The sequence below is a fragment of the Dyella sp. LX-66 genome, from assembly GCF_018599165.1.
GTDB lineage: Bacteria > Pseudomonadota > Gammaproteobacteria > Xanthomonadales > Rhodanobacteraceae > Dyella_D > Dyella_D marensis.
Window position 1 is genome coordinate 51,829 of the sequence record NZ_JAHFVJ010000016.1, and the last position, 23,812, is coordinate 75,640.

At 67.8% G+C, this 23,812-nt stretch carries 21 protein-coding genes; 12 read left to right on the top strand and 9 right to left on the bottom strand.

The window, feature by feature from the left end; all coding sequences use genetic code 11:
- Nucleotides 1-27: 27 nt before the first annotated feature.
- A complete protein-coding gene (locus KK141_RS20925; RefSeq protein WP_214572003.1) occupies nucleotides 28-2,487 on the bottom strand; it encodes an FtsX-like permease family protein in 2,460 nt (819 codons plus the stop codon).
- A complete protein-coding gene (locus tag KK141_RS20930; protein WP_214572123.1) occupies nucleotides 2,487-3,176 on the bottom strand; it encodes an ABC transporter ATP-binding protein in 690 nt (229 codons plus the stop codon). Before KK141_RS20930 ends, KK141_RS20925 begins: the two co-directional genes overlap by 1 nt.
- Before the next feature lie 166 nt (nucleotides 3,177-3,342).
- Here KK141_RS20930 and KK141_RS20935 point away from each other — a divergent pair, with 166 nt between their 5' ends.
- From KK141_RS20935 to KK141_RS20955, 5 genes are all read left to right on the top strand, one after another.
- On the top strand, nucleotides 3,343-4,029 hold the full coding sequence (locus KK141_RS20935; RefSeq protein ID WP_214572004.1) for a response regulator transcription factor: 687 nt from the start codon (nucleotides 3,343-3,345) through the stop codon (nucleotides 4,027-4,029).
- Nucleotides 4,022-5,110 carry a HAMP domain-containing sensor histidine kinase gene (locus KK141_RS20940; RefSeq protein ID WP_214572005.1) on the top strand — a complete coding sequence of 363 codons (1,089 nt, stop codon included), beginning with the start codon at nucleotides 4,022-4,024 and terminating at the stop codon, nucleotides 5,108-5,110. The genes KK141_RS20935 and KK141_RS20940 overlap by 8 nt, the downstream gene beginning before the upstream one ends.
- A 95-nt stretch (nucleotides 5,111-5,205) precedes the next feature.
- Nucleotides 5,206-5,421 carry a DUF3820 family protein gene (locus KK141_RS20945; RefSeq protein WP_214572006.1) on the top strand — a complete coding sequence of 72 codons (216 nt, stop codon included), beginning with the start codon at nucleotides 5,206-5,208 and terminating at the stop codon, nucleotides 5,419-5,421.
- Nucleotides 5,422-5,856 (top strand): hypothetical protein, encoded by a 435-nt coding sequence (locus KK141_RS20950; RefSeq protein WP_214572007.1) that lies wholly within the window; start codon nucleotides 5,422-5,424, stop codon nucleotides 5,854-5,856.
- Nucleotides 5,857-6,524: 668 nt separating this feature from the next.
- The gene (locus tag KK141_RS20955) at nucleotides 6,525-8,828 is read left to right on the top strand and encodes a protease pro-enzyme activation domain-containing protein (RefSeq protein ID WP_214587357.1); all 2,304 of its coding nucleotides are present in this window, start codon (nucleotides 6,525-6,527) and stop codon (nucleotides 8,826-8,828) included.
- Between the two features lie 60 nt (nucleotides 8,829-8,888).
- Here the strand turns inward: KK141_RS20955 and KK141_RS20960 are convergent, their stop codons facing one another.
- On the bottom strand, nucleotides 8,889-10,514 hold the full coding sequence (locus KK141_RS20960) for a serine hydrolase domain-containing protein (RefSeq protein WP_214572009.1): 1,626 nt from the start codon (nucleotides 10,512-10,514) through the stop codon (nucleotides 8,889-8,891).
- Between the two features lie 255 nt (nucleotides 10,515-10,769).
- Between KK141_RS20960 and KK141_RS20965 the strand changes: the two genes are divergently transcribed.
- The gene (locus tag KK141_RS20965) at nucleotides 10,770-11,195 is read left to right on the top strand and encodes a heavy metal-responsive transcriptional regulator (RefSeq protein ID WP_214572010.1); all 426 of its coding nucleotides are present in this window, start codon (nucleotides 10,770-10,772) and stop codon (nucleotides 11,193-11,195) included.
- Nucleotides 11,192-13,651, top strand: a complete 2,460-nt coding sequence (locus KK141_RS20970) for a heavy metal translocating P-type ATPase (protein WP_214572011.1) — start codon at nucleotides 11,192-11,194, stop codon at nucleotides 13,649-13,651. The genes KK141_RS20965 and KK141_RS20970 overlap by 4 nt, the downstream gene beginning before the upstream one ends.
- A gap of 28 nt (nucleotides 13,652-13,679) precedes the next feature.
- On the opposite strand, the gene KK141_RS20975 is transcribed toward KK141_RS20970, so the two are convergent.
- Nucleotides 13,680-14,411 (bottom strand): helix-turn-helix domain-containing protein, encoded by a 732-nt coding sequence (locus KK141_RS20975; protein WP_214572012.1) that lies wholly within the window; start codon nucleotides 14,409-14,411, stop codon nucleotides 13,680-13,682.
- A 231-nt stretch (nucleotides 14,412-14,642) separates the two neighbouring features.
- Between KK141_RS20975 and ispG the strand changes: the two genes are divergently transcribed.
- From ispG to KK141_RS20995, 4 genes are all read left to right on the top strand, one after another.
- Nucleotides 14,643-15,902, top strand: a complete 1,260-nt coding sequence (gene ispG / locus KK141_RS20980) for a flavodoxin-dependent (E)-4-hydroxy-3-methylbut-2-enyl-diphosphate synthase (RefSeq protein ID WP_214572013.1) — start codon at nucleotides 14,643-14,645, stop codon at nucleotides 15,900-15,902.
- A 182-nt stretch (nucleotides 15,903-16,084) separates the two neighbouring features.
- Entirely contained in the window at nucleotides 16,085-16,420 is a 336-nt protein-coding gene (locus KK141_RS20985; protein ID WP_214572014.1) for a DUF4156 domain-containing protein, read from the top strand.
- Nucleotides 16,421-16,513: 93 nt separating this feature from the next.
- Complete coding sequence (locus KK141_RS20990) at nucleotides 16,514-17,203, top strand: methyltransferase domain-containing protein (protein WP_214572015.1); 690 nt, start codon at nucleotides 16,514-16,516, stop codon at nucleotides 17,201-17,203.
- An 86-nt stretch (nucleotides 17,204-17,289) separates the two neighbouring features.
- Complete coding sequence (locus tag KK141_RS20995; RefSeq protein ID WP_214572016.1) at nucleotides 17,290-18,096, top strand: HD-GYP domain-containing protein; 807 nt, start codon at nucleotides 17,290-17,292, stop codon at nucleotides 18,094-18,096.
- A gap of 176 nt (nucleotides 18,097-18,272) precedes the next feature.
- On the opposite strand, the gene KK141_RS21000 is transcribed toward KK141_RS20995, so the two are convergent.
- Nucleotides 18,273-19,235 carry a helix-turn-helix domain-containing protein gene (locus tag KK141_RS21000; protein WP_214572017.1) on the bottom strand — a complete coding sequence of 321 codons (963 nt, stop codon included), beginning with the start codon at nucleotides 19,233-19,235 and terminating at the stop codon, nucleotides 18,273-18,275.
- Nucleotides 19,236-19,346: 111 nt separating this feature from the next.
- Between KK141_RS21000 and KK141_RS21005 the strand changes: the two genes are divergently transcribed.
- Entirely contained in the window at nucleotides 19,347-19,991 is a 645-nt protein-coding gene (locus KK141_RS21005; RefSeq protein ID WP_214572018.1) for a cysteine hydrolase family protein, read from the top strand.
- Nucleotides 19,992-20,176: 185 nt separating this feature from the next.
- Here KK141_RS21005 and aat read toward each other — a convergent pair whose 3' ends face one another.
- The 4 genes from aat to trxB are packed head-to-tail and all read right to left on the bottom strand — an operon-like array spanning nucleotide 20,177 to nucleotide 23,720.
- Nucleotides 20,177-20,911, bottom strand: a complete 735-nt coding sequence (aat, locus tag KK141_RS21010) for a leucyl/phenylalanyl-tRNA--protein transferase (RefSeq protein ID WP_214572019.1) — start codon at nucleotides 20,909-20,911, stop codon at nucleotides 20,177-20,179.
- 2 nt (nucleotides 20,912-20,913) lie between these two features.
- Complete coding sequence (locus KK141_RS21015) at nucleotides 20,914-22,101, bottom strand: GNAT family N-acetyltransferase (RefSeq protein WP_250901916.1); 1,188 nt, start codon at nucleotides 22,099-22,101, stop codon at nucleotides 20,914-20,916.
- Nucleotides 22,102-22,761, bottom strand: coding sequence for a DsbA family protein (locus KK141_RS21020; protein WP_214572020.1), 660 nt, complete (start codon nucleotides 22,759-22,761; stop codon nucleotides 22,102-22,104).
- Nucleotides 22,761-23,720 carry a thioredoxin-disulfide reductase gene (trxB, locus tag KK141_RS21025; RefSeq protein ID WP_214572021.1) on the bottom strand — a complete coding sequence of 320 codons (960 nt, stop codon included), beginning with the start codon at nucleotides 23,718-23,720 and terminating at the stop codon, nucleotides 22,761-22,763. The genes KK141_RS21020 and trxB overlap by 1 nt, the downstream gene beginning before the upstream one ends.
- Nucleotides 23,721-23,812 lie beyond the last annotated feature (92 nt).

A 23,812-nucleotide genomic window follows, 5' to 3' on the forward strand; every position in this document is an offset into this window, starting at 1 on the left:
GGATGTCCAAAAGCGGCTCGTCGGCTGCTAGTCCAGAGCCAAGCCCCCGGCCGAAGACACTCGCGCGGCCCGCCGCGCGGGAAGCACGCTGGCCAGCAGACCGGCCAGTGCAGTGAGAAGGACAAGCACGCCGAGCGACAGCCATGGAATCTGCATGACGGCCTCGCTCAGTACCCGCTTCACGATGGCCCGGTAAGCGACCCAGGCGAATCCGACGCCGATCGCCATGCCGAGCAGCGCGGCGATGGTGGACAACAGCAGGGCTTCCGTCGCGAGCATCCGCCGCAGTTGTCCGCGGGTAAGCCCGAGCGCGCGCAGCAACGCATGTTCACGCGCGCGTTCGAGCACCGACAGCGCCAAGGTGTTGGCGATGCCGATCAGTGCAATCGCCACCGAGATGCCAAGCAACGCAAGCACCGACCACGTAAGGACGTCCAACTGCCGGTCCCCCGCCGCGCGCGCCTGCAGGCGATCGTGGACATCCACACCAGCAGTACGTGCGACACCTTCGAGGTCGCCGACCAGCTGAAGCCTGTCCGCATCGGCCGAAGCCCGAACCCAGATGACGCGCGGCTGCGGCGCATCGGTGAGCTGCGCCAGGGTTTCCGGCGATACCAGGCCGGCTTGTCCCCAGCCGCCCAGAAATACGGCTTTCAGCTCGACCTCGTGCGCGCCGACGCGCACCTTGACCATGCGGCCCGGAGCGATGCCCAGCTCCTTATGCGGCGAACGAAACGCATCGCGGTCGAGCCGGATCGTCCCCGGCTCCACGCGTGCGAACGCGCCGCCATCGCGCGCCACGGCGGCCGCCTCCGGGGCGGTGATGAGCGGGATCGGGGCATCCCATCCGGTGATCTTCGCCAGGGTGCCGTCCACCGTGATGGCGTGTTCCACGCCGGGCGTGCTGCGCACCTGGTCGAGCAGGCTGGGGCCGATCGGCTTGTCGGGCGAGGTGAGTTCGATATCGATGGGCAGCTGCCGGTCGCGATGCTGGTCCAGCGCCGTGCGCCACGTAGCCATCCCGGTGAGCACGGCCGTCATCAAGGTGACGCCGGCCAGCAGGGCGGCGGCCGTGGTGGCGGTCCGGCGCGGGTTGCGTGCGGCGTTTTCGGCGGCCAGCCGTTCGATCGGGCCGAGCAGGGCGCCGGCGGATCGGATCAGGCGAGGGAAGAGCCACGGGCCGAACAGCAGGACGCTCATGAAGACGGCGATGCCGCCAATTACCATGAACAGCTTGCTGGCCAGGATCGTCGACATCCCGAGCAATCCGGTCCCGACCAGCAGCAAAAACACGGCGATGGCCAAGCGCGCGCGGCCGGTGGCGGTTTGCACGTCGACCGCGCCATGCGGATGCAGCGCCGCGAGTGGACTTAGCCGGACCACGCCCCTGGCCGGCAACCATGAGGCGAGCATGGTGACCAGAATGCCAATCGCGAACGCACCCAACAGCCAGGGCAAAGGCAGTGCAGGGATGCCCAGTGGTGGACGTGGCGCGAGTCCATTGATGACGGCGACCAGTCCGTAGCCCACGCCGACACCGGCCAGTGTTCCCATCGACGATGCCACCGTGCCAACTACGGCGGCCTCGCTGCGTACCGCACCCACCACCTGTCCCCGCGTCGCGCCGACACAGCGCAGCAAGGCCAGCTCGCGCAGCCGTTGCGCAAACAGAATGGAGAAAGTGTTGGCGATGACCAGCGCCGCGACAAACAGCGCGACGCCGCCGAACAGCACCAGCATCAGCGCGATCGTGTCCACGCCGTGATTGAGCTTGGTCAGCCCGTTGGTGACGAACTGCGCCGCCGGTTGCACGCTCATGCCTTCGGGAATCCGGCCGACATCGCCGCGCACGGCGATCGAACCCACATGAAACGAAGGCTGGCCGCGCCAGCGCAGGTACTGCGGCCAGGTGACGTAGACGGAAGCCTGCGTCCAGGTGGACGGCGATTCCACCAGGCCGACGATCTGCACATCGGCGGCGGTGGCGCCTTCGCCCAGCCGGATGCGGTCGCCAACCGCGATCTTCCACGCATGCGCATCCCACACGTGCACCACGGCTTCGCCCATGCGTGAAGGAAAACGGCCGGAAACCAGTTTCTGCCAGCGCAGCGCCTGCGCGGCGGCGACGGGACCCACCGCCGTTTCGCCCGCGCCAAGCGCGGCGCCATCTGCGGTGTGCGCCGGCAACAGCACCCGGCCGAGTCCCGCTGCGTTGTCGCCTAGACGTTCCACCATGGCAATCGCCGCCGGCGTATCCAGCGTCCCGGGGCAACACGCGGGAGCCTGCGCTGCGGCATCGGGCTTCGCCCTGACCACAAAGTCGGCACCGCGATACGGCGCTCCGTCGCCCGCCATGATGCCGCTCCGTGCGGCCGCCATGAGCACGCCCAGCACGACGACGAAGGCGACCGCGACGATCACGGCAATCGCCGCGGCGACATACCTGCGCATATAGGTGCGCAACGAGGCGAAGAAGACGCTGCGCATCAGGCGATCCTCCCGTCCTGCAGCGTGATCACCTCGTCGGCGTACCGCGCCGCTTCCCGGTCGTGGGTGACCATCACGATGGTCTGGCCGAGCTCGCGCGCGGAGCGGCGCAGATGGCCGAGCACGTCGGCCGACGTAGTGCTATCCAGATTGCCGGTGGGTTCGTCGGCGAACAGCAGGTCCGGCCGCGTGATCAGGGCGCGCGCGATCGCAACGCGCTGCTGCTGGCCGCCGGACAGCTCGGCAGGGCGGTGGTGCAACCGTTCGGCCACGCCGAGAATCTCGGCCAGCAGGTGTGCGCGCTCTCTTGCCGCATCGCCGATGCGCTGGCCCGCCAGTTCCAGCGGAAGCAGGATGTTCTGGCTTGCCGTCAGCATCGGCAGCAGGTTGAACGCCTGGAACACGAAGCCGATGTGCCCGCGGCGGAAGCGGGTGAGTGCGTCGTCGTCCAGCGATCCGAGCTCCACGCCGGCCACGCTGACGGTGCCGCCGCTGGCCCGGTCCAGCCCCGCCAGGCAGTGCATCAGCGTGGATTTGCCGGAGCCGCTCGGACCCATGATGGCGGTGAAGCTGCCGCGCGTCAGGTCGAGGTCGACGCCACGCAAGGCGTGCACCTGGGTTTCGCCGCGCCCATAGCTCCTGGTCAGGCCGCGCGCCCTGGCGACCACGGTTTCCTGGAGGGCGCTCATCAGCGCGGAAAGGCTTTCGGTGGAGCGGACAGGCGTGGCTTGCATGGGTATCTTCCCGGCGGGTGAAGGAGCACTCGCCGGGCATCGTGCGCGGCGCCGCTGTTGCCGGCCCGTAGGTTTTTTTCGATATGCTGGCGATACGTTGCGGCGCGTAAGCTTGAGAGCGATGCGTGTACTGATCGTCGAAGACGAACCCTATCTGGCGGAAGCGATCCGCGCGGGCCTGCGGCTGGAGGCGATCGCCGCCGATATCGCGGGCGATGGAAATACCGCGCTGCAATTGCTCGGCGTCAACGCCTACGACATCGCCGTGCTCGATCGCGATATTCCCGGACCTTCCGGCGACGAGATCGCCAGGCACATCGTCGCTTCCGGCAGCGGCATGCCGATCCTGATGCTTACCGCCGCCGACCGGCTGGACGACAAGGCTTCGGGTTTCGAACTCGGCGCCGACGACTATCTCACCAAGCCTTTCGCGCTGAAGGAACTCGTGCTCAGGCTGCGCGCGCTGGATCGCCGGCGCACGCGCAGCCGGCCGCCGGTGCGGGAGATCGCGGGTTTGCGGCTGGACCCGTTCCGGCGCGAGGTCTATCGCGATGGCCGGCATATCGCGCTGACCAGGAAACAGTTCGCCGTACTGGAGGTGCTGGTGGCCGCGGAAGGCGGTGTGATCAGCGCGGAGCAGTTGCTGGAACAGGCCTGGGATGAACACGCCGACCCGTTTACCAACGCCGTGCGCATCACCGTCTCCGCGTTGCGCAAGCGCCTCGGTCAACCGTGGTTGATCGCAACCGTGCCGGGCGTGGGTTATCGCATCGATTCGGGCGCGGACGAAGGAGCCGGGCGTGGCTAGGGCGCAGGGCTTGAGCGTGCGCATGAAGCTCACGCTGAGCTATGCGGGCTTCCTCATGCTTGCGGGCCTGTTGCTGCTCGCGGCGGCGTGGGTGTTCCTGCTGCGCAGCGTGCCCGTCGGCATGCTGATACCCAGCTTTGCCAACCTGCGGCGAGCGCTCGATCCGAGCAACTTCGGCCCCGTCGTGTTCGGCTCGGCCGCCGTGCTGGCGCTGGGTTTTCTGCTGGTGCTGGGCCTGGTGGGCGGATGGTGGCTCGCCGGGCGCATGCTCGCTCCGCTGGATCGCATCGGCGACGCCACGCGCCTGGCCGCGAACGGCTCGCTGTCGCATCGGATCCGGCTTTCGGGACGCAGCGACGAGTTCCGCGAACTGGCCGACGTGTTCGACGCCATGCTCGCCCGGCTCGAAGCGCACGTCGCCGAACAGCAGCGGTTTGCCGCCAATGCCGCGCACGAACTGCGCACGCCGCTGGCGGTGACGCAGGCGATGCTCGATGTCGCGCGGCAGGATCCGCGTGGCGACACCGGCGAGCTCGTCGAACGCCTCCATGCGGTGAATGCGCGGGCGATCGAATTGACGGAAGCCTTGCTGCTGCTCAGCCGCGCCGGCCAGCGTTCGTTTGCGCGGGAACGCGTGGACCTGTCGCTGCTGCTGGAAGAGGCGGCCGAAACGCTGCTGCCGCTGGCGGAAAAGCGCGGACTGGCGATCGAGGCATCGGGCGAGGCGGCCCACGCCTTCGGCTCCCCGGCGCTGCTGCTGCAGATGATCGCCAACCTGCTGCATAACGCGATCGTCCACAATCTTCCCGAGCATGGCGTGGTGCAGGTCCGCACCGCCGCGCGTGATGGCGCGGTCGTGCTGACGGTCGAAAACAGCGGCGAGGTGCTGCCGGCGCCACTGGCCGCGACGCTTACCGAGCCGTTCCAGCGCGGGGCCGAACGTGTCCGCGGTGGCCATGCCGGGGTCGGCCTGGGCCTGGCCATCGTCCAAAGCATCGTCCAGGCGCACGACGGCACCTTGGCGCTCACGCCTCGGGATGCCGGCGGGCTTCGCGCTACGGTGCAACTTCCTGCGGCCTGATCGGCGAAGCAGCTACACTCGGTCGCCGATGCATGGACGGAGACGCCTGGTGAAGACCGCGAAGCAAGCGCCCACAGCGCATGACGAGGCCGCTCTTGAAGCCTGAAGACCTGCAGCGGCTGGTCACGGTCACCATGCCTTATGGCCGCTACCAGGGCCGCCTGATCGCCGACCTGCCGGGTGCCTACCTGGCTTGGTATGCGCGCAAGGGTTTCCCGCCCGGCGATCTCGGCAACCTGCTCTCGCTTGCGCTGGAAATCGATCACAACGGCCTGAAGCGGCTGCTCGACCCCTTACGGAAGCGCTCATAAATGGATGCCGCGATGAAGCGATGGCGTGTCGTTCTTGGCGTGGCCCTGGCGCCTGCCGTGCTGCCGCTGGCTTATGCGCTGGCGTCGCTGCTGTTTTCGGGGTACGTGTTCGATGCGCCGGGGCATCCGGATAAGTTCTTCCTCGAGATAGCCGCCATCGCGATCGTCTGCTACGGCGCGAGCTATCTGCTCGGCGCGCCCGTGGTCATCGGCTTGCTACTGGCGCGGCGCCTGAGCGTCCTGCCTTGTGTTTCGCTGAGCGCCCTGGTCGGGGCGGTGGCGGCGGTGCTGATCTACCTGCACTACCGGGAGGGCGGTGTGGAGAGCGGGCTGGCCGCCCTGCTGGGTGCCTGCGCCGCCGTGCTGGTGTCCTCGGTTTTCTGCGCGCTTGCCGGCGTGCCCTGGCGGCGCCGCATCATCACCGCGGCGGCTTGATGCTGCCGCGCGTCGCGGTTCGATATTCGCAATTAATTGCTTGAATGTAATTAATTACGCCGCCGACATTTATATTTTACGAATAAATCCATAAGCTTCTGATGCACCGGTAAATGCACTCGCATTGCATCGATATAATGCGTTTTCTCGCCTAAGTCATTTCACCAAGCCTTGATTTATCTCCCGTGGATTCGTGATTTGAATCACGGGATTTTCTGTTGACGCCCCGAGACGTCGAGCCCTACGTTTATCGAATTCATCAGTCGGGAGCTGATGAATGATCCTGTGACTGGCGCGGCAATTACTTGCGCACTTCCAGAGGGCGGAAGAGCGTATTTCGTGCAGAAGATGGGGCAGGGGCTGCAACGCGCCTCGGATCGCTGGGCAATTCCGGAAAACACAAAAGCTGCCGTGCCCAAGCACGGTTTTCATTGATGAGGGTTCACGCAACCCCACGGGGTTCGTTTGTCCTCAAAAATCCTTCGGAGTATTCCATGCCAAGTCATTTCCGCCATAAAGCCATGCAGAACGGTGATTCCTTGAAACGCCACGGGCTGGCCAGCCGGATCCGGTTGGTGCTGGGTCTGTCCGTGCTGGTTGCAGCATCGGGTCTATGCGTGATTCCCCCCGCCAGTGCGGCCGATGCCGGCGTCGTCGCCGTTGGCTCCGTGGCAACCCATCACGTGCCGCTGGCCGTACGCAATGGCGCGGCGCCGCTGATCAGCAATCTGGATACGCAAAAGCACCTCAAGCTCGCCCTCAGCCTGCAGCCGCGCAACCAGGCCGAACTCGACCAGCTGCTGCGCGACCTGCAGGATCCGCACAGCCCGCAGTACCACCAGTACCTGAGCGTGGAGCAGTTCACCGCGCGCTTCGCGCCGACGCAGGATGACTACGACACCGTCGTCGCCTGGGCGCAGGCCAATGGCCTGACGGTCACCGGCACCACGGCGAACCGCCGCCTGGTCGACGTCGAAGGTCCGGTCGATACGATCAACCGCGCCTTCAAGGTGAAGCTGGGCAACTACGCGCATCCGACCGAGAACCGCACCTTCTTCGCCGCCGACCGCGAACCCGTGCCGGCCGGCCTGAGCGTGCCGCTGCTGCACGTGTCGGGCCTGGACAACTTCCGCCTGCCGCACACCAACTACCACAAGAAATCCGACGCGGCGCCGGTGCAGCATGGCGGTACGGGCCCGAGCGGCGAGTTCCTGCCCAGCGACATGCGCAAGGCCTACTACGGCAGCGGCTCGCTGACCGGTTCCGGCCAGACGGTGGGCATCTTCTCCTTCGACGGCTACGTCACCAGCGACATCTCGCTGTACTACAGCAGCACGGGCATGTCCTCGAGCGTGCCGGTGAGCAACGTGCTGGTCAGCGGCTTCGACGGCAAGTGCGGACACGTCGGCAGCAGCTGCGACGACGGCGAGCAGATCCTCGACATCGTCAACGTGATCGGCATGGCGCCGGGCCTGACCAAGGTGCTGTTCTATGAAGGCGACAGCGCCACCGACATCCTCAACAAGATGGTCTCGGACAACCAGGCCAAGGTGCTGAGCTGCTCGTGGGGCGGCGGCGACTTCGACAACGGCACCGACGACCCGATCTACCAGGAAATGGCCGCGCAGGGCCAGACCTTCGTCAACGCCACCGGCGACAGCGGCTCGTACAACGCCTCGTCCAGCGCCTACGATCCGCCATCGGCCGATTCCAACGTGCTGGAAGTCGGCGGTACCGACCTGACCACCAGCAGCAGCGGCGCGTGGTCGGCGGAAACGGCATGGTCCGACGGCGGTGGCGGCTACACCAGCGCCTCCGGCGAGAGCACGCCCAGCTACCAGAAGCTGGCCGGCGTGATCACCTCGGCGAACAAGGCGTCGGCCACCTACCGCAACGATCCGGACGTGTCGGCCGAAGCGAACTTCGACAACCCGACGGTGAGCAACGGCTCGTTCGAAACCGGCTACGGCGGCACCAGCTTTGCCGCGCCGCGCTGGGCCGGCTTCCTTGCCCTGGTGAACCAGCAGGCCGTGACGAACGGCCACGCTACGGTGGGCTTCGTCAATCCGGCTATCTACAACGTCGGCATCGGCACCAGCTACACCAGCAACTTCCACGACGTCACCAGCGGCAGCAACGGCTTCACCGCCGTGGCCGGCTATGACCTGGCCACCGGCTGGGGCAGCCCGCAGGCCGCGCTGGTCGCTTCGCTGGCCGGTTCCGGCGGCGGTGGCGGCAGCACGCCGGTGGCGAACTTCGGCGACACCATCAGCGGCCTGACGGTGAACTTCACCGACAGCTCGACGGATACGGGCGGCACCATCAGCACGTATGCGTGGGACTTCGGCGACAGCAGCACCTCCACCACCAAGAACCCGAGCCACACCTACACCGCGGGCGGCACCTACAACGTCAAGCTGACCGTGACCGACAACCTCGGCGCCAGCAACAGCAAGACGCAGGCGGTGACGGTGAGCGGCGGCGGCGGCGGTTCCTCACAGCTGCTGGGCAACACCGGCTTCGAAAGCGGTGCGGCCTCGCCGTGGTCGATGAGCTCCGGCGTGCTGTGCAGCAACAGCAGCTGCTCCGGCCAGACCGCGCATGCCGGCACCTGGTTCGCGTGGATGAACGGCTATGGCTCCAGCCATACCGACACGGTGTCGCAGTCGGTGGCCATTCCCAGCGGCAAGACCACCGCCACCTTGCAGTACTACCTGCATATCGACACGGCGGAGACCACCAAGAGCACGGCCTACGACACGCTGAAGGTGCAGGTGCTCAACAGCTCCGGCACGGTGCTGGCCACCCTGGCGACGTACTCCAACCTCAATGCCGCCAGCGGCTATGCGGTGCACACGGCGAACCTTGCCCCGTACATCGGGCAGACGGTGACGATCAAGTTCACCGGCACCGAGGATTCCTCGCTGCAGACTTCGTTCGTGCTGGACGACGTGACCTTGAACGTGCAGTAGGCAGTCAAGCGCTGTTGAAAAAAACACCGGCCCGCGTTGCGCGGGCCGGTGTTTGCGTGTTCAGGGCGTGGCGGGCAGCCGCGCCAAGGGCAGATCCCACACGCGACCGTCGGAAATACGGATGCCCGTCACCTCGCCTTGGGCATTGAATACCGGCCGCAATACCGTGTCGTCGGAAATAAAGGCGTTCGTGTAAGCGGGGACGAACAGCCTGGGCTCACCCGGGCGGTCTTCGGCGATAACCTGCAAGCCTTGCTTCGTGGCCGTGATCCGATACGTCACCGGAACTTCCGCGCTGTGAAAACGCCCGGCGATGCGCGCGAGCTCTGCCGGTGCGGGCGAGTAGGCTTGCTGCCGGGCAAAGAACGTCGCATCGCCTTCGCGATCGATGTGGATACGCCCGTTCGCAGCGACGGCGCCGGTCATGGCGACCCTGCCGTCCTTGCGTTCGAACGCCAGGGTGTCGTGCGGTCCCGCCATCACCACCAGGCCATTGCCGGTGCGCAGCTTGCCGTCGTGGAAATCGAGCTTCAGCAGGCTGCCATCGCGTTCGCTGGCGTAGATTCCAGCGAGGCTGGAAGGCGGCGTGGTGGTGAAGCGATGAGATTCCGGCTTCGCCTCGGGAAGATAACGGTCGACGATGGCGTGCGCATAGTTGGACGGAATGGCATCGTCGCTGTTGCACAGCAGGGCGATCGACAGATGCTGGTCGGGATAACGCCCCAGCCATGTGCGATAGCCTGCCGTGGAGCCGTCATGCGCGATCTCGCGCATGCCGTGATAGTTGCTGAGGAACAGGCCGCGCGCGTACACCGTGGGCCGTCCATCCGACAGCAGCGTGCGGGTCTGCAGGGCCTGGGTCACCGCGGCGCCGAGCTTGCCCCCGGTCAGCGCCTGGTTCCAGCGCAGCAGATCGCTCACCGTGGTCAGCAGGGCGCCATGGCCATAGGTGTTTTCGAACGGCATCAGCTGCTGATAGACGCCGTCGGATACTTGCTCGTAGGCCATCGCCCGGCCGGGAACGATGCGACGAAAATCGTCGCGCCACTGGGTGTGCGCCATGCCCAGCGGCTTGAACAGGCGGTCGCGGGTGAAATCGACGAAGCTGGCGCCGCTGACCCGCTGCACGATCATCGCCAGCAGATTGAAGCCGGTGTTGGTGTACGACCACGCGGTGCCCGGCGCGAAATTCAACGCGCGTTGCCGGGCGGTGATGTCCAGTACGTCCGCCATGGCGTAAACGCGTTCGGTCCGCGGCCACCCGGCGATCGCTTCCAGCTCGCCCCAATCGCGCAAGCCGCTGGTATGCCCCAGCAGCTGCGCGATGGTGATGGGGTGTCCGTAATCGGGCAGCTCGGGCAGATAGTTGCGGACGTCGTCGTCCAGCGACAGCTTGCCTTCGCTCACCAGGATCAAGGTTGCCGCCGCGGTGAACTGCTTGCTGACCGAGCCGGCCTCGAACACGGTGTCGGCGCCGATCGGCACGGCATGTTCCAGATCGGCCGTGCCGAAGGCGCGGAACTCCGGCGTGCCGTCGCCGCTTTGCACGCCGACCGCGCAGCCCGGCGCATTCGCCGGGCCGGCAAACGATGCGAGCGCGGTGTCGAGATTGGTGGCGGGGGAATCTTTGGCGGCTGCCGTCCCGGCTGCGAGAGCCAGGGCGATGGCAAGTATCGGCGTCTTCATCGAATTTCCACTGCGTGAAGTTAAGGAGCTGCCGGGACGGTGGCGCTCGCGATGGCACGGGCGCCAGGAAAAGCGCCGGCGATCCTCGCATGCAGGTGTTGGGTGGGAAAGCATCGATGCCTGCGATCGAAAGGCGTGCATGGCGCTTGTGCAGGATGGCGTGGGCGTGGTCGGTGAAGGTCGCCGGCAACTTTGCGCGCAAGGTCCAGGCTAGGGCTTGACTCTGGACCTTGATCAATGGTCTAGACTTTGCCCATGGACACCCAAACCCCCACCCTCACCATCGGTGCCGTCGCCAAGCGCGTCGGCGTGAATATCGACACCATCCGCTTCTACGAGCGCGAAGGGCTGCTGCCGGAGCCGGTGCGCCGGGCGTCGGGCTACCGCAGCTACGACGAAGGCGCGGTGCGGCAGTTGCGTTTTATCCGGCGCGCCAAGGACCTGGGCTTCACGCTGGAGGAGATCCGCGACCTGCTGGCGCTGTCGGCGGACCGGCATCGCGGCGTCAAGGCGGTGAAGAAGCGGGCGGAGGAGCGGCTGGCCGCGATCGATGCGCGCATCGCCGAGCTGACGCGCGTGCGCGACGGGCTGGAGGAACTGATCGAGGCCTGCCCGGGGCATGGCTCGCCGGACCAGTGCCCGATCCTGCGCGCGCTGTCGGACGAGGAGGACGAGGCATGAGCGCGCAGGAGAAGGCCTGCTGCGGCTCGCATGCCAAGGTGCCGGAAGTGGTGGCGGCGGAGTCGGCCGCTGCAGGTTGCTGCCACGCCAAGCCATCGGCCCATGAAGACCATGCGCAGCACGATCACAGCCATCACAGCCATGCGCACGATCACCACGCGCACCACGCCGTGAAAGACCCGGTCTGCGGCATGTCCGTCGACCCGCACACCGCCAAGCACCGCGCGGACTTCGAAGGCCGCACCTACTACTTCTGCGCCGCACGCTGCCGCGAGAAATTCCTCGCCGACCCGGTCAGCTATCTCGGCGAACGCCCCAAGCCGCCCGCTGCGCCGCCCGGCACCATCTACACCTGTCCGATGCACCCGGAAGTGCAGCAGGTCGGCCCCGGCGACTGCCCCAAGTGCGGCATGGCGCTGGAGCCGATGATGCCCAGCCTGGACCAGGACGACGGCGGCGAATTGCGCCATCTGTCGCGCCGCTTCTGGACCCTGGTGGCGCTGACCTTGCCGGTGTTCCTGCTGGCGATGGGCCCGCATCTGTTCGGCTGGCATCTGCCGATGCCGTGGGATGGCGTGGCGGCGTGGACCGAGGCGCTGCTGTCCAGCGTGGTGGTGCTGTGGGGCGGCGCGTCGTTCTTCGCGCGCGGCTGGCGTTCGCTGCGGCCGTGGTCGCCGAACATGTACACGCTGATTGCGCTGGGCACCGGCGTGGCCTGGGCTTACAGCATGGTGGCGTTCTTCCTGCCGGATGCGTTCCCGGATGGCTTCCGGGATGCGCACGGCCGGGTCGGTCTTTATTTCGAATCCGCCGCGGTGATCGTCACCCTGGTCACGCTGGGCGATTTCCTCGAACTGCGCGCACGCCGCCGCACCGGCGCCGCCTTGAAAGCGCTGCTCGGCCTGGCGCCGAAGACGGCGCGCCGCATCAACGCGGACGGCAGCGAACACGACGTGGCGCTGGAAGACGTACAGGCCGGCGACGTGCTGCGCGTGCGGCCCGGCGAAAAGGTGCCGGTGGATGGCGTGGTGCTGGACGGCAACAGCCACGTCGACGAAGCCATGCTGACCGGCGAGCCGCTGCCGGTGGCCAAGCGCGCTGACGATCGCATCACCGGCGGCACCGTCAACCAGGACGGCGCATTGACCATGCGTGCGGAAAAGGTCGGCGCCGACACCCTGTTGTCGCGCATCGTCGCCCTGGTGGCGCAGGCGCAGCGCAGCAAGGCGCCGCTGCAGCGCGTGGCCGACCGCGTGGCCGCGTGGTTCGTGCCGGCGGTGGTGGCGGTGGCCGTGCTGGCCTTCGCCGCCTGGGCTGTATGGGGGCCGGAGCCGCGGCTGGCGCATGCGCTGATCGCGCTGGTGTCGGTGCTGATCATCGCCTGTCCGTGTGCGCTGGGCCTGGCCACGCCGATCTCGATCATGGTGGCCAGCGGGCGCGGCGCGCATGAGGGCGTGCTGTTCAAGGATGCGGCGGCGATCGAAACGCTGCGCGACGTCGACACCCTGGTGCTGGACAAGACCGGCACGCTTACCGAAGGCAAGCCTGCGCTGCAGGACGTGGTGAGCACCGGCGCGTTGCCGTGGGATCAGCTGCTGGCCGTGGCCGCGGCGCTGGAACGCCCCAGCGAACATCCGCTGGCGCGCGCGATCCTGGCCGGCGCCGCGGCGCGCGGCGTCAAGGTGCCGGAGGTGGACGCGTTCCGCACGCTCACCGGCGGCGGCGTGCAGGGCAGGGTGGCCGGGCGCGACGCGGCGCTGGGCAACGCGCGCCTGTTCGAAAGCTTAAGGATCGCCATCGGCGACGACGCGCAGCAGCGCGCCGACGCCATGCGCAAGGACGGCGCGACGGTGATGTTCCTCGCCGTGGACGGCGTACTCGCCGGCCTGCTGGCGGTGGCCGATCAGTTGAAGCCGACCACGCCGCAGGCGATTGCGGCGCTGCATGCCGCCGGCCTGCGCATCGTGATGCTCACCGGCGACAACGCCGTCACCGCGCAGGCGGTGGCGAAGACGCTGGGCATCGACGCGGTGCATGCCGATGTGTCGCCGGCCGACAAGGCCGCGGTGGTCAACGCGCTGCGTGCCGAAGGAAGGCGTGTGGCGATGGCCGGCGACGGCATCAACGACGCGCCGGCGCTGGCCGCGGCGGATATCGGCATCGCCATGGGCGGCGGCACCGACGTGGCGATCGAAAGCGCGCAGCTGACCCTGGTGAAGGGCGAGCTGACCGCGATCCTGCGCGCGCGTGCGCTGTCGCAGGCCACGGTGGCGAATATCCGCCAGAACCTGTTCTTCGCTTTCGTCTACAACGCGCTGGGCGTGCCGCTGGCGGCGGGCGTGCTGTATCCGTGGCTGGGCCTGACCTTGTCGCCGATGGTGGCGGCGCTGGCGATGAGCCTGTCGTCGGTGTCGGTGGTGGGTAATGCCTTGCGGCTGAGCCGGCAGCGCGCGTAGCAGGCGCCCGGTGCAGGTTGGGGTTCGCCTAGGGCTCACCCCAACCTACGTGGCGCAGTCCGTCCAGCTCCAGCAGTTCCACGCCGCTGCGTGTCACCCGCAGCAGCCCCGCATCGCGGAATCGCGCCAGCAGGCGGCTGACCGTTTCGGTGGCCAGGCGCAGGTGGTTGCCGATGTCGGCGCGCGACATCGGCAGCGGCAGCAGGGTGCCGGTGTCGCCCAGCGCCGTGCGGCGTTCGTGCAGGTCGACCAGGAAAGCCGCCATGCGTTCGTCGGCCGAACCGTCGGCGGCGTCCAGGTGCTGGCGGTGGATCAGGCAGCTCATCGCGCACAGCAGGTGCGCCTGCACCTCCGGCTGGCGGGTGGCGAGTTCGCGCAGCGCGGCGAACGGAAAGCGGCAGCATTGGGTGCGCCCCAGCGCGACGGCGGCGCTGTCGTGCTGACCCTGCCAGATGGCGTCCAGCCCGAACAGCTCGCCGGGAAGGTGAAACGCCAGCACGCGTTCGCGGCCGGCGCGGTCCACCGACACCGTCTTGGCCATGCCCGATTGCACCGCGTACACCGCATGGAAGGGCGTGAGCGGGCGGTACAGATATTCACCGTCGCGCAGCAGGCCGACGCGCTCGGCGATGCAGCGCAGGCCGTGCAGCTCCGGCCGGCCGTAGCCGGCGGCCTGGCAGGCCGGGAGATGGGCGCAGCCGGTGCAGCGGGTGGGCGCGGCTTCGGCCGGCGGCGTCTGGATGGCAAAGGCGACGGACATGGCGGCGGCTCCCTCGTTGCGCGACGCCGTTCATGATGAGCCGGCGATGCCGTGGCGCCATGCCCGTGTGCGCTTATGCCGCGCGGCTTTGCGCCGCGTCCGTGGCCAGGAAGACACCGAAACGGGAGCGGAGGGTCATGAAGCCGCCAGCCGGCTGAAGTATCCTTGTGAGCCATCTGCCGCGATCCCAGGCGCGGCCGCCATCTCCAGCCATCCGCAATCGGTTTCCCCATGAGCGACCAGTCTTCTTCCACTCCCCGCACCGCCGAGCCCGAGCAGCGCCGCCCCAGCGTCGGCGTGCGCATCGGCAAGGTGACGGTGGGCGGCGGCGCGCCGATCGTGGTGCAGTCGATGACCAACACCGACACCGAGGACCCGGCCAGCACCGCCAGGCAGATCGCCGAGCTCGCCCGCGCCGGCTCCGAGCTGGTGCGCATCACGGTGAATACGCCGGCCGCCGCCGCGGCGGTGCCGCGCATCCGCGAGCGGCTGGACATGATGGGCGTGGAGGTGCCGATCATCGGCGACTTCCACTACAACGGCCACCAGCTGCTGGAGCAGGAACCGGCCTGCGCCGAGGCGCTGGCCAAGTACCGCATCAATCCCGGCAATGTCGGCTTCGGCAAGAAGAAGGACAGCCAGTTCGCCGCCATCATCGAAAAGGCCATCCAATACAACAAACCCGTGCGCATCGGCGCCAACTGGGGTTCGCTGGACCAGAGCATGGTCGCTGCGCTGATGGACCAGAACCACAGCCGCGCCGAACCCTGGGACGCCGCCCTGGTGGCGCGCGAGGCGCTGATCCGCTCGGCCGTGGACTCGGCCATCCGCGCGGAGGAGATCGGCCTGCCGCGCGAGCGCATCATTCTTTCCTGCAAGGTTTCCGGCGTGCAGGAACTGATCGCCGTCTACCGCGACCTGGCCCGGCGCTGCGACTACGCCCTGCACCTGGGCCTGACCGAGGCCGGCATGGGCTCCAAGGGCATCACCGCCTCGAGCGCCGCGCTGGCGGTGCTGCTGCAGGAAGGCATCGGCGACACCATCCGCATCTCGCTCACGCCCGAACCCGGCGCCCCGCGCACCGGCGAAGTAGTGGTGGCGCAGGAGCTGCTGCAGACCATGGGCCTGCGCGCGTTCACCCCGCTGGTCACCGCCTGCCCCGGCTGCGGCCGCACCACCAGCGAGTTCTTCCAGGAACTGGCCAAGACGGTGCAGTCGCACGTGCGCGAGCGCATGCCGGAGTGGCGCCTGAAGTACGACGGCGTGGAGAACCTCACCCTGGCCGTGATGGGCTGCGTGGTGAATGGCCCGGGCGAATCCAAGCACGCCAATATCGGCATCTCGCTGCCGGGCAATGGCGAGGCGCCGGCGGCGCCGGTGTTCATCGACGGCGAGAAGGCCATGACCTTGCGCGGCGAGCGGATCGCCGAGGAGTTCATCGGGATACTCGACGACTATGTGGCCAGGCGGTATCAGCCGCTGCCGGGGTGAAGAAGCCGCTCTTCGGGACCAGCGCGATGCATGCTTCGCCTGGTCCGGACTCGCGCAGGCATGCGTTGTTCTTGCCTGAACGTCATCGGCCGTACGCTCGCGGATAAGAAATTTCCGGTTGGTCAGTACCTTGGGGGTGCTTAGGCTGCGTCGCTCCTATCCCCAACCCAAGAGTGAGCGACATGAGGAAGTTCGTAGTGATGGCTTGCGTGCTGATGATGGTCGGCTGTGCGCCCATCAAGCCGGATCCGGGTTCAGAGAAAGTGCGGCTGACCAGCAGCGAGCCGCAGGGCTGCAAATTCCTTGGCGACATCACCGGCGGGCAACAGCAGCCATTCATGACCAACGTGAATCGCGAGACCGGCGCGCGCAATGATTTGAAGAACCATGCTGCAGCGATGGGCGGCAATGTGGTGCACATACTGTCCAGCCGCTCCGGCCAGTCGTCTTACCACGGCACCGGGGACGAGGTCAGTGTTACGTACGCAGGCACCGTCTACTATTGCGCACAGGGGTAAGCGGCAGTCTGGGCCGGCATTCGCGTCGAACGGAATGCCATGACGGCAGCTTGGCCCGAGTAAGGCCCGTATTCGCCATCGGTGAGGAAACGCTTGGACGATCGCGCCCAGCCCTTCGAGGCCGCCATCCTCAGTGTATGGCGTGAAAACGCCGAGCCATGGACCGTGGCCGTGCAGCAGCGGCGCATCGAAAGCCGCCGGCTGGTGACCGACCGCGCCATCGTTGATGCCGTGCTGTCGCGCAAACCGCGCAGCGCGGTCGACCTGGGTTGCGGCGAAGGTTGGCTGGCGCGGGCGCTGTCGGCACAGGGCGTCGACGTGCTGGGTGTGGACGCGGTGCCCGAGTTGATCGACACCGCACGCGCGCAGGGTGGCGGACGTTTCGAAGCGATGAGCTACGCGCAAATCGCCGCCGGCGCGCTCGACGCCAAGGCCGACGTGGCGATCTGCAACTTCTCCCTGCTCGGCAAGGCATCGGCCGAGGCCGTGCTGGCCGCGGTGCCGCGGCTGCTCGAACCGGGCGGCGCGTTGCTGGTGCAGACGCTGCATCCGCTGACGGCCTGCGGCGAGCTGCCTTACCAGGACGGCTGGCGCGAAGGCTCCTGGGCCGGCTGCGGCGGGGGCTTCGGCCAGGCCGCGCCCTGGTATTTCCGCACGCTCGGCGGCTGGCTCGATACCTTCGCGGCCGGCGGACTGCGCGTGGCGCGCATCGAGGAGCCGCTGCATCCGCACAGCGGGCGGCCCGCGTCGATCATCTTCGTGCTCGAACCCTCCACGACTTGACGCACGTTCCTTCACGGGCGAATGGCGGTAAGCTCGCGGTTCTCGTTCCCGGGACGGAGTTTCCCGGGGCGGCAAGGGGAAGTCGGATGAGACTGAAGCCTCAAGTACGCACCGTGCTGGCGTACGTGATCGTGTCCAGCCTGTGGATCTGGTTGTCCAACCGCGTATTGCGCCTGCTGGTGGAAGACACCGACACGCTCAGCCTGATGCAGAGCCTGAAGGGCACGCTGTTCGTCGTCGTCACCGGCGCCTTGCTCTACGTGCTGATCGACCGCGACCTGCGCGGCATGACGCGAGCCAATCGCCTGCTGCTCAAGGGCAACGAGCAGGCCCTGCGCGCGCTGGTCCACGCCATGGACATCCGCCACAAGGAAACCAGCGACCACTCCGACCGCGTCATGCGCATGACCGTGGCGCTGGCCCGGCTGGCCGGACTGCGCGGCGAGGAACTGCGCAAGGCGCGCTTCGGCGCGCTGCTGCACGACATCGGCAAGCTCGCGCTGCCGGACGCGATCCTGATCAAGCCCGGTCCGCTGAGCGAGGAAGAGATCGTGGTGATGCGCACCCATCCGCAGGTGGGCTACGAGCTGCTGCAGCAGGTGGATTTCCTGCGCGATGCCGCGGAGATCCCATACAACCACCATGAGCGCTGGGATGGCGGCGGCTATCCGCGCGGTCTGCGCGGCGAGGATATTCCGCTGGTGGCGCGGGTGTTCAGCGTGGTCGATGTGTGGGACGCGCTGAGTTTTCCGCGGGTGTACAAGCCGGCATGGCCGGAGGACGAAGTGATCGCGTATCTGCGCAAGATCGCGGGGAGTCAGCTGGATCCGGCGGTGGTGGAGTTGTTTCTCGCGAACTACGAGAGCATCAAGCGGGTAGGGCTGGAAGATTAAGTCGGCGTAGGTTGGGGTGAGCCATAGGCGACTGCGAAGGCAGGATGCCGTAGCGAACATCCGCGTAGCGGATGGCCCGAAGGGCTGGCTGCTGATGCAGCCAGTAACCCCAACATCGTCGTCCTGCAGCGCCCTGCACCGTTGGGGTTCGCCTGCGGCTCACCCCAACCTACGCATCAAGCGGCCTTGCCCGCATTGAAAGTCCGCCGGTAATTCGCCGGCGAGGTGCGAAACGCGCGCTGGAAATGCTGCCGCAGCGTCACCGGCGAACCCAGCCCCACCGCGTGGGCGATGCGATCCAGCGGCAGTGCGGTGGTCTCCAGCAGGCGCTGCGCCTCGCTCAGCCTTTGCGCCATCAGCCAGTCGCCGAAGCTGCTGCCGGTGAGCTGGCGGAAATGCCGCGTGAAACTGCGCCGGCTCATCGCCGCGCGCTCGGCGATTTCGTCGAGGTTGTGCGGCTGCTGCAGCTTGCGGCGGATCTCGTCGAGCAGCTTCGCCATGCGTTCGTCGCCGGCCATGCTCGGCACCGGCTGTTCGATGAACTGCGCCTGCCCGCCATGGCGGAATGGCGACACCACCATGCGCCGCGCGATGCGGTTGGCGCTTTCGCTGCCCAATAGCTGGCGCACCAGGTGCAGGCAGCAGTCGATGCCGGCGGCGGCGCCGGCGGAGGTGACCACCTGGCCGGCATCCACGTAGAGCACGTCCGGGTCGACTTCGGTGGCGGGGAAGCGTTCGGCCAGTTCGCCGGTGGCGATCCAGTGCGTGGTGGCGCGCCGGCCATCGAGCAGGCCGGCATGGCCGAGCACGAAGGCGCCCATGCACAGGCCGACGATGCGCTTGCCGCGCGCGGCGGCACGGCGCAGCGCTTCCAGCAGGGCTTCCGGCGGGCGCTCTTCCGCGCTGCGCCAGGACGGCACGATCACGATGTCGGCATTGCGCAGTTCTTCCAGCCCGTAGTCGGTGGCGATCATGAAGCCCGAGGCGCTGCGCACGCGCTTGCCCTCGGCCGAGCACACGCGCAGGCGGAACGGCGATTGCTCGTCGCGCAGCACCGCGGCGAACACGCCGCAGGGTACGGACAGATGGAAGGGGAGGATGTCGTTGAACGCCACGACGGCGATGCGGATCTTGCGCATGGGGAATTCCGGTTGGCCCGATCACATCGATCATTGTCCTTCAGGCCACTCCCGCGCAAGTGGCCCGGAGCGCAGCATGTGCACACCTTTTCCACACCAAGGAGCTGTGCCATGACTGCCACCCAACCCCGCCGCGCGCTGATCGTCGTCGACGTGCAGAACGAATATTTCGACGGCAACCTGCAGATCGAATACCCGCCGGTGTCCGACAGCCTGCCGAAGATCGTCCGCGCCATGGACGCCGCCACCGCGGCCGGCATTCCGGTGGTGGTGATCCGCCAGGATTCGCCCGCCGATGCGCCGGCCTTCGCCGAAGGCAGCCACGGTTGGCAGCTGCATGCGGAAGTGGAGCGCCGCCAGCGCGACGTGCTGTTCGGCAAGCCGCTGCCGAGCGCCTTCTCTGAGACGGGCCTGGGCGAATGGTTGCAGGCGCGCGGTATCGATACGCTCACCGTGGTGGGCTACATGACCCACAACTGCGACGACACCACCATCAAGCATGCCTTCGATCGCGGCATCGAAGTGGAATTCCTGCACGATGCCTCGGGTGCGGTGTCGTATGCCAACCGCGCGGGCTATGCGACGGCCGAGGAAATCCATCGCGTGTTTGCGGTGGTGGAGCAGTCGCGCTTCGCGGCGGTGCTCAGTGTCGAGGAGTGGGAGCGTTGCCTGGCCACCGGTGAAGCGCCGGTGCGGGAGAACATCCTGGACTCGTATGCGAATGCGCGGAAGTTGCGCGAGGCAAAGGCGGCCTGAGCTTCGGCGACATGGCGTAGGTTGGGGTGAGCCGCAGGCGAACCCCAACAATGCGAGGCGCCGGAGGGGGGTCGGGGTTTGGGGTTGCCAGGGGGGTGCCCCCCGGCCACCCCAAACTTGGGTTGGGCATTGGGGGGGGCGAGTGTTGGGGTTCGCCTGCGGCACACCCCAACCTACGCCGAGCGTCAGCGGCGCAGCGCCGCCATCGTCTCTTCCACCAACGGCGTGAATTCCTTCCAGCTCCCGGGCTGCCCCGGCAGCTTCACCAGCTGCCTTACCGTCTTCAGGAACGTCTCGCGCGGATACTCCACCGCCCCAAGACTCAACAGATGGTTGTTCGTCACCTGCGCATCGATCAACGGATAGTCCCATCGATGCAGCAACCGCCCCAGCGCCAGCAAGGCCAGCTTCGACCCGCCGCTCTCACGGCTGAACATCGACTCCCCGCAGAACAGCCGCCCCACGGTCACGCCGTAGATCCCGCCGACCAGGCGCTCGCCTTCCCACACTTCCACGCTGTGCGCATGCCCCATCTCGTGCAGCTGCGTGTAGGCCTCCGCCATCGCCGGCACGATCCACGTGCCCAGCTGCCCGGAACGCGGCGCGGCGCAGGCTTCGACGGTGGCGCGGAAGGCATGGTCGAGGGTGATGCGCCAGGGCTTGCGCCCGATCTGCCGGCGCAGGCTGCGATTGGCCAGCAAGCGGTCGGTGTGGAACACGCAGCGCGGATCCGGCGACCACCACAGGATCGGCTCGTCCTCGTTGTACCAGGGGAAGATGCCGCCCGCGTACGCGGCCAGCAGACGGCGCGGCGTGAGATCGCCGCCGAAGGCGAGCAGGCCGTTGGGGTCGGCCATGGCGCGGCCGGGATCGGGGAACTGCTCGGGATGGGCGGCGTCGAGCAGGGGCAGGCGGATCATGGTCAGGCGTCGCGGTGGGCGTACGGGCTGTGTTCGAGCAGGTCGGCGGCGTAAGCGTCGACTGCTTCGGCCTCGCGCGCAAGCGCGGCGTGCACGGCCTTGCGGAAGCTGCCATCCGCCAGGTAGTGGCGCGAATGCGTGCGCACCGGCAGGAAGCCGCGCGCCAGTTTGTGCTCGCCCTGGGCGCCGGGTTCGAAGCGCTGCAGGCCGGCGCGGATGGCGTGCTCGATGCCCTGGTAGTAGCACAGCTCGAAATGCAGGCCGGGCACCTCGACGCGGCTGCCCCAGTAGCGGCCGTACAGCGCTTCGCCGCTTTGCAGGAACAACGCCATCGCGGCCATGCGCTCGCCCTCCCAGGCCAGCGCCAGATGCGTGGCGGCGCCGAGTTCGCCTTCGCCCAGGGCGCGGAAGAAATCGCGCGTCAGCGCGGCGTGGTTGCCCTTGGCGTCGAAGGTGCCCTCGTACAGGCGGTGCGCCTGGCGCCATTCGTCCGCACTCAGGCTGTCGCCGCGGCGCACTTCCAGGCGCAGGCCGGCGCGCGCCACCTGGGCGCGCTCCTGGCGGATGTTTTTCCGTTTCTTGTGATTGAGCGCGGCGAGGAAATCGTCGAAGCCGGCGTAGCCACGATTGGGCCAATGGAACTGCACGTCCGAGCGTGCCAGCCACTGATCGTCGAAGGCGGGCAGGTCGTCCGGCGCAAGAAAGTTGGCGTGGATGGACGACAGGCCATGCGCGTCAGCCAGCTGGCGCATCGCCCGCACCAGGGTTTCGCGCCGCTGCGGTGCTTGCGGACCATCGCCGGCCAGCAAGCGGGCCCCAGGCACGGGCGAGTAGGGCACGGCATTGAGCAGCTTCGGGTAGTAATCGCCACCCGCACGCTCCCACGCCGCGGCCCAGCTCCAGTCGAACACGAACTCGCCGTGCGAATTGCCTTTCACATAGAGCGGCGCCGCGGCGACCAGCCGTTCGTCCTCGTACAGGCCCAGGTGGTGCGCCTGCCAGCCCCAGTCCTCGCGGATGCAGCCGGTGCGCTCCAGCGCGGCGAGGAAGGCGTGCGAGAGGAAGGGATTGCCGTCGGTGCGCAGGACATCCCATGCGGCGGCGGGCATCTCTTCGATGCGCGGATGGAAACGGGCTTCGAGCACGCCGGACCGGTCGGCGGCCATCGGCGAGCGATGGCCGCGCGTCATTCAGTGCACCGCCGGCAGGCGGGCCGCGATGCGTTCGACGAAGGCCTCGGGCCGGCCGTAGTCCTGCTGGACCGGCAGCACCTGCCGCAGGCCCTGGACTTCCAGCACCAGGGTGGGGAAGCCCTGGCCGCCCACTTCGCTGAGCAGGCGCCGGCTGGCGGTGACGTGTTCGATCGTCTCGCTGCCGCTGGCCAGGCCGAACGCTTCGGCGAACTGCGCCGCATCCAGGCCGAGCTCTTCGGCCAGCTCGGCCAGCACGTCGGCTTCCGCCACGCGCAGGCCGCGCTGGTAGTGCGCGTGCTGGATCGCCGCCAGCATCGGGTAGCCGGCGTCCGGATGGAGCCGTTCGGCTGCCAGCACCGCCGCGATCGGCGGCAGCGAATACAGCACCGTGCCTTGCTCGGCCAGCAGGCCTTCGGTGTAGGCGTCGCCGAAGGGCTGGCCGCTGATCTCCTCGATGCGCTCGTCGGCGCGCACGATGTGCTCGGCCATCGCCGGGGTCAGTTCCTGCGGCTCGGCGAACAGCGCGCCGCCGTGCAGGCGCAGCGCCAGGCGGTTGCCGAGCATGGCGAGCGCGGCGCCGACCAGCGGCTGGGCGCCGTAGCACCAGCCGCACAGCGGGTCGTGGATGTAGTGCAGGGTGGCGTGGCTGGCGCTCATCAGGCGGCCGGGGTCTGCTGGTCCAGCCAGCGCTCGGCGTCCAGCGCGGCCATGCAGCCGAAGCCGGCCGAGGTGATGGCCTGGCGGTAGACGTGGTCGGCCACGTCGCCGGCGGCGAACACGCCCGGCACCGAGGTCAGGGTGGCCATGCCTTCCTGGCCGCTGTGGATCTTGATGTAGCCGTCGTGCATGTCGAGCTGGCCTTCGAAGATGCCGGTGTTCGGCGTGTGGCCGATGGCGACGAAGAAGCCGGTGGCCTGGATGTCGCGGGTGGCGCCGCTGTTGACGTCCTTCACGCGCACGCCGGTGACGCCGCTGCTGTCGCCCAGCACTTCGGCCACGGTGTGGTTCCACACCAGCTCGATCTTGCCGGCGGCGGCCTTCTCGAACAGCTTGTCCTGCATGATCTTTTCCGCGCGCAGCTTGTCGCGGCGATGCACCAGGGTGACCTTGCTGCACAGGTTGGACAGGTACAGGGCCTCTTCCACGGCGGTATTGCCGCCGCCGACCACCACCACTTCCTGGCCGCGGAAGAAAAAGCCGTCGCAGGTGGCGCAGGCGGACACGCCCTTGCCCTTGAAGTGCTGCTCGCTCTCGATGCCCAGGTACTTGGCGGTGGCGCCGGTGGCGATCACCAGGGCGTCGGCGGTGTACTCGCCGGAATCGCCCTTGAGGCGGAACGGGCGCTGGCTCAGGTCCGCGCTGTGGATATGGTCGAACACCATCTCGGTCTCGAAGTGCTCGGCATGCTCGGCCAGGCGCTGCATCAGCTCCGGACCCTGCACCGCCTTGTCGCCCGGCCAGTTCTCCACGTCGGTGGTGGTCATCAGCTGTCCACCCTGCTGCAGACCGGTCACAAGGGTGGGCTTCAGGTTGGCGCGGGCAGCGTACACGGCCGCGGTATAGCCGGCGGGGCCGGAACCGAGGATCAGCAGGCGGCTGTGCTTGGGGGTGCTCATGGTTATAATCCTTGGGTGTTATCAGCAGCTTGGAATTGCTATTCGATCCGGCCTTTACGGCCGTTTCCTCACACCGGTTCAAGGCTCCGGCG

What these genes read in the sequence shown, in the direction of transcription:
- KK141_RS20995 (WP_214572016.1), top strand. Translation starts at nt 17,290, where the DNA reads ATGAGACTGAAGCCTCAAGTACGCACCGTGCTGGCGTACGTGATCGTG.
- KK141_RS20970 (WP_214572011.1), top strand. Translation starts at nt 11,192, where the DNA reads ATGAGCGCGCAGGAGAAGGCCTGCTGCGGCTCGCATGCCAAGGTGCCG.
- KK141_RS21000 (WP_214572017.1), bottom strand. Translation starts at nt 19,235, where the DNA reads ATGCGCAAGATCCGCATCGCCGTCGTGGCGTTCAACGACATCCTCCCC.
- KK141_RS20965 (WP_214572010.1), top strand. Translation starts at nt 10,770, where the DNA reads ATGGACACCCAAACCCCCACCCTCACCATCGGTGCCGTCGCCAAGCGC.
- KK141_RS20960 (WP_214572009.1), bottom strand. Translation starts at nt 10,514, where the DNA reads ATGAAGACGCCGATACTTGCCATCGCCCTGGCTCTCGCAGCCGGGACG.
- KK141_RS21005 (WP_214572018.1), top strand. Translation starts at nt 19,347, where the DNA reads ATGACTGCCACCCAACCCCGCCGCGCGCTGATCGTCGTCGACGTGCAG.
- KK141_RS20925 (WP_214572003.1), bottom strand. Translation starts at nt 2,487, where the DNA reads ATGCGCAGCGTCTTCTTCGCCTCGTTGCGCACCTATATGCGCAGGTAT.
- KK141_RS21020 (WP_214572020.1), bottom strand. Translation starts at nt 22,761, where the DNA reads ATGAGCGCCAGCCACGCCACCCTGCACTACATCCACGACCCGCTGTGC.
- KK141_RS20950 (WP_214572007.1), top strand. Translation starts at nt 5,422, where the DNA reads ATGGATGCCGCGATGAAGCGATGGCGTGTCGTTCTTGGCGTGGCCCTG.
- KK141_RS20930 (WP_214572123.1), bottom strand. Translation starts at nt 3,176, where the DNA reads ATGAGCGCCCTCCAGGAAACCGTGGTCGCCAGGGCGCGCGGCCTGACC.
- aat (WP_214572019.1), bottom strand. Translation starts at nt 20,911, where the DNA reads ATGATCCGCCTGCCCCTGCTCGACGCCGCCCATCCCGAGCAGTTCCCC.
- KK141_RS20935 (WP_214572004.1), top strand. Translation starts at nt 3,343, where the DNA reads ATGCGTGTACTGATCGTCGAAGACGAACCCTATCTGGCGGAAGCGATC.
- KK141_RS20975 (WP_214572012.1), bottom strand. Translation starts at nt 14,411, where the DNA reads ATGTCCGTCGCCTTTGCCATCCAGACGCCGCCGGCCGAAGCCGCGCCC.
- trxB (WP_214572021.1), bottom strand. Translation starts at nt 23,720, where the DNA reads ATGAGCACCCCCAAGCACAGCCGCCTGCTGATCCTCGGTTCCGGCCCC.
- KK141_RS20985 (WP_214572014.1), top strand. Translation starts at nt 16,085, where the DNA reads ATGAGGAAGTTCGTAGTGATGGCTTGCGTGCTGATGATGGTCGGCTGT.
- ispG (WP_214572013.1), top strand. Translation starts at nt 14,643, where the DNA reads ATGAGCGACCAGTCTTCTTCCACTCCCCGCACCGCCGAGCCCGAGCAG.
- KK141_RS21015 (WP_250901916.1), bottom strand. Translation starts at nt 22,101, where the DNA reads ATGACGCGCGGCCATCGCTCGCCGATGGCCGCCGACCGGTCCGGCGTG.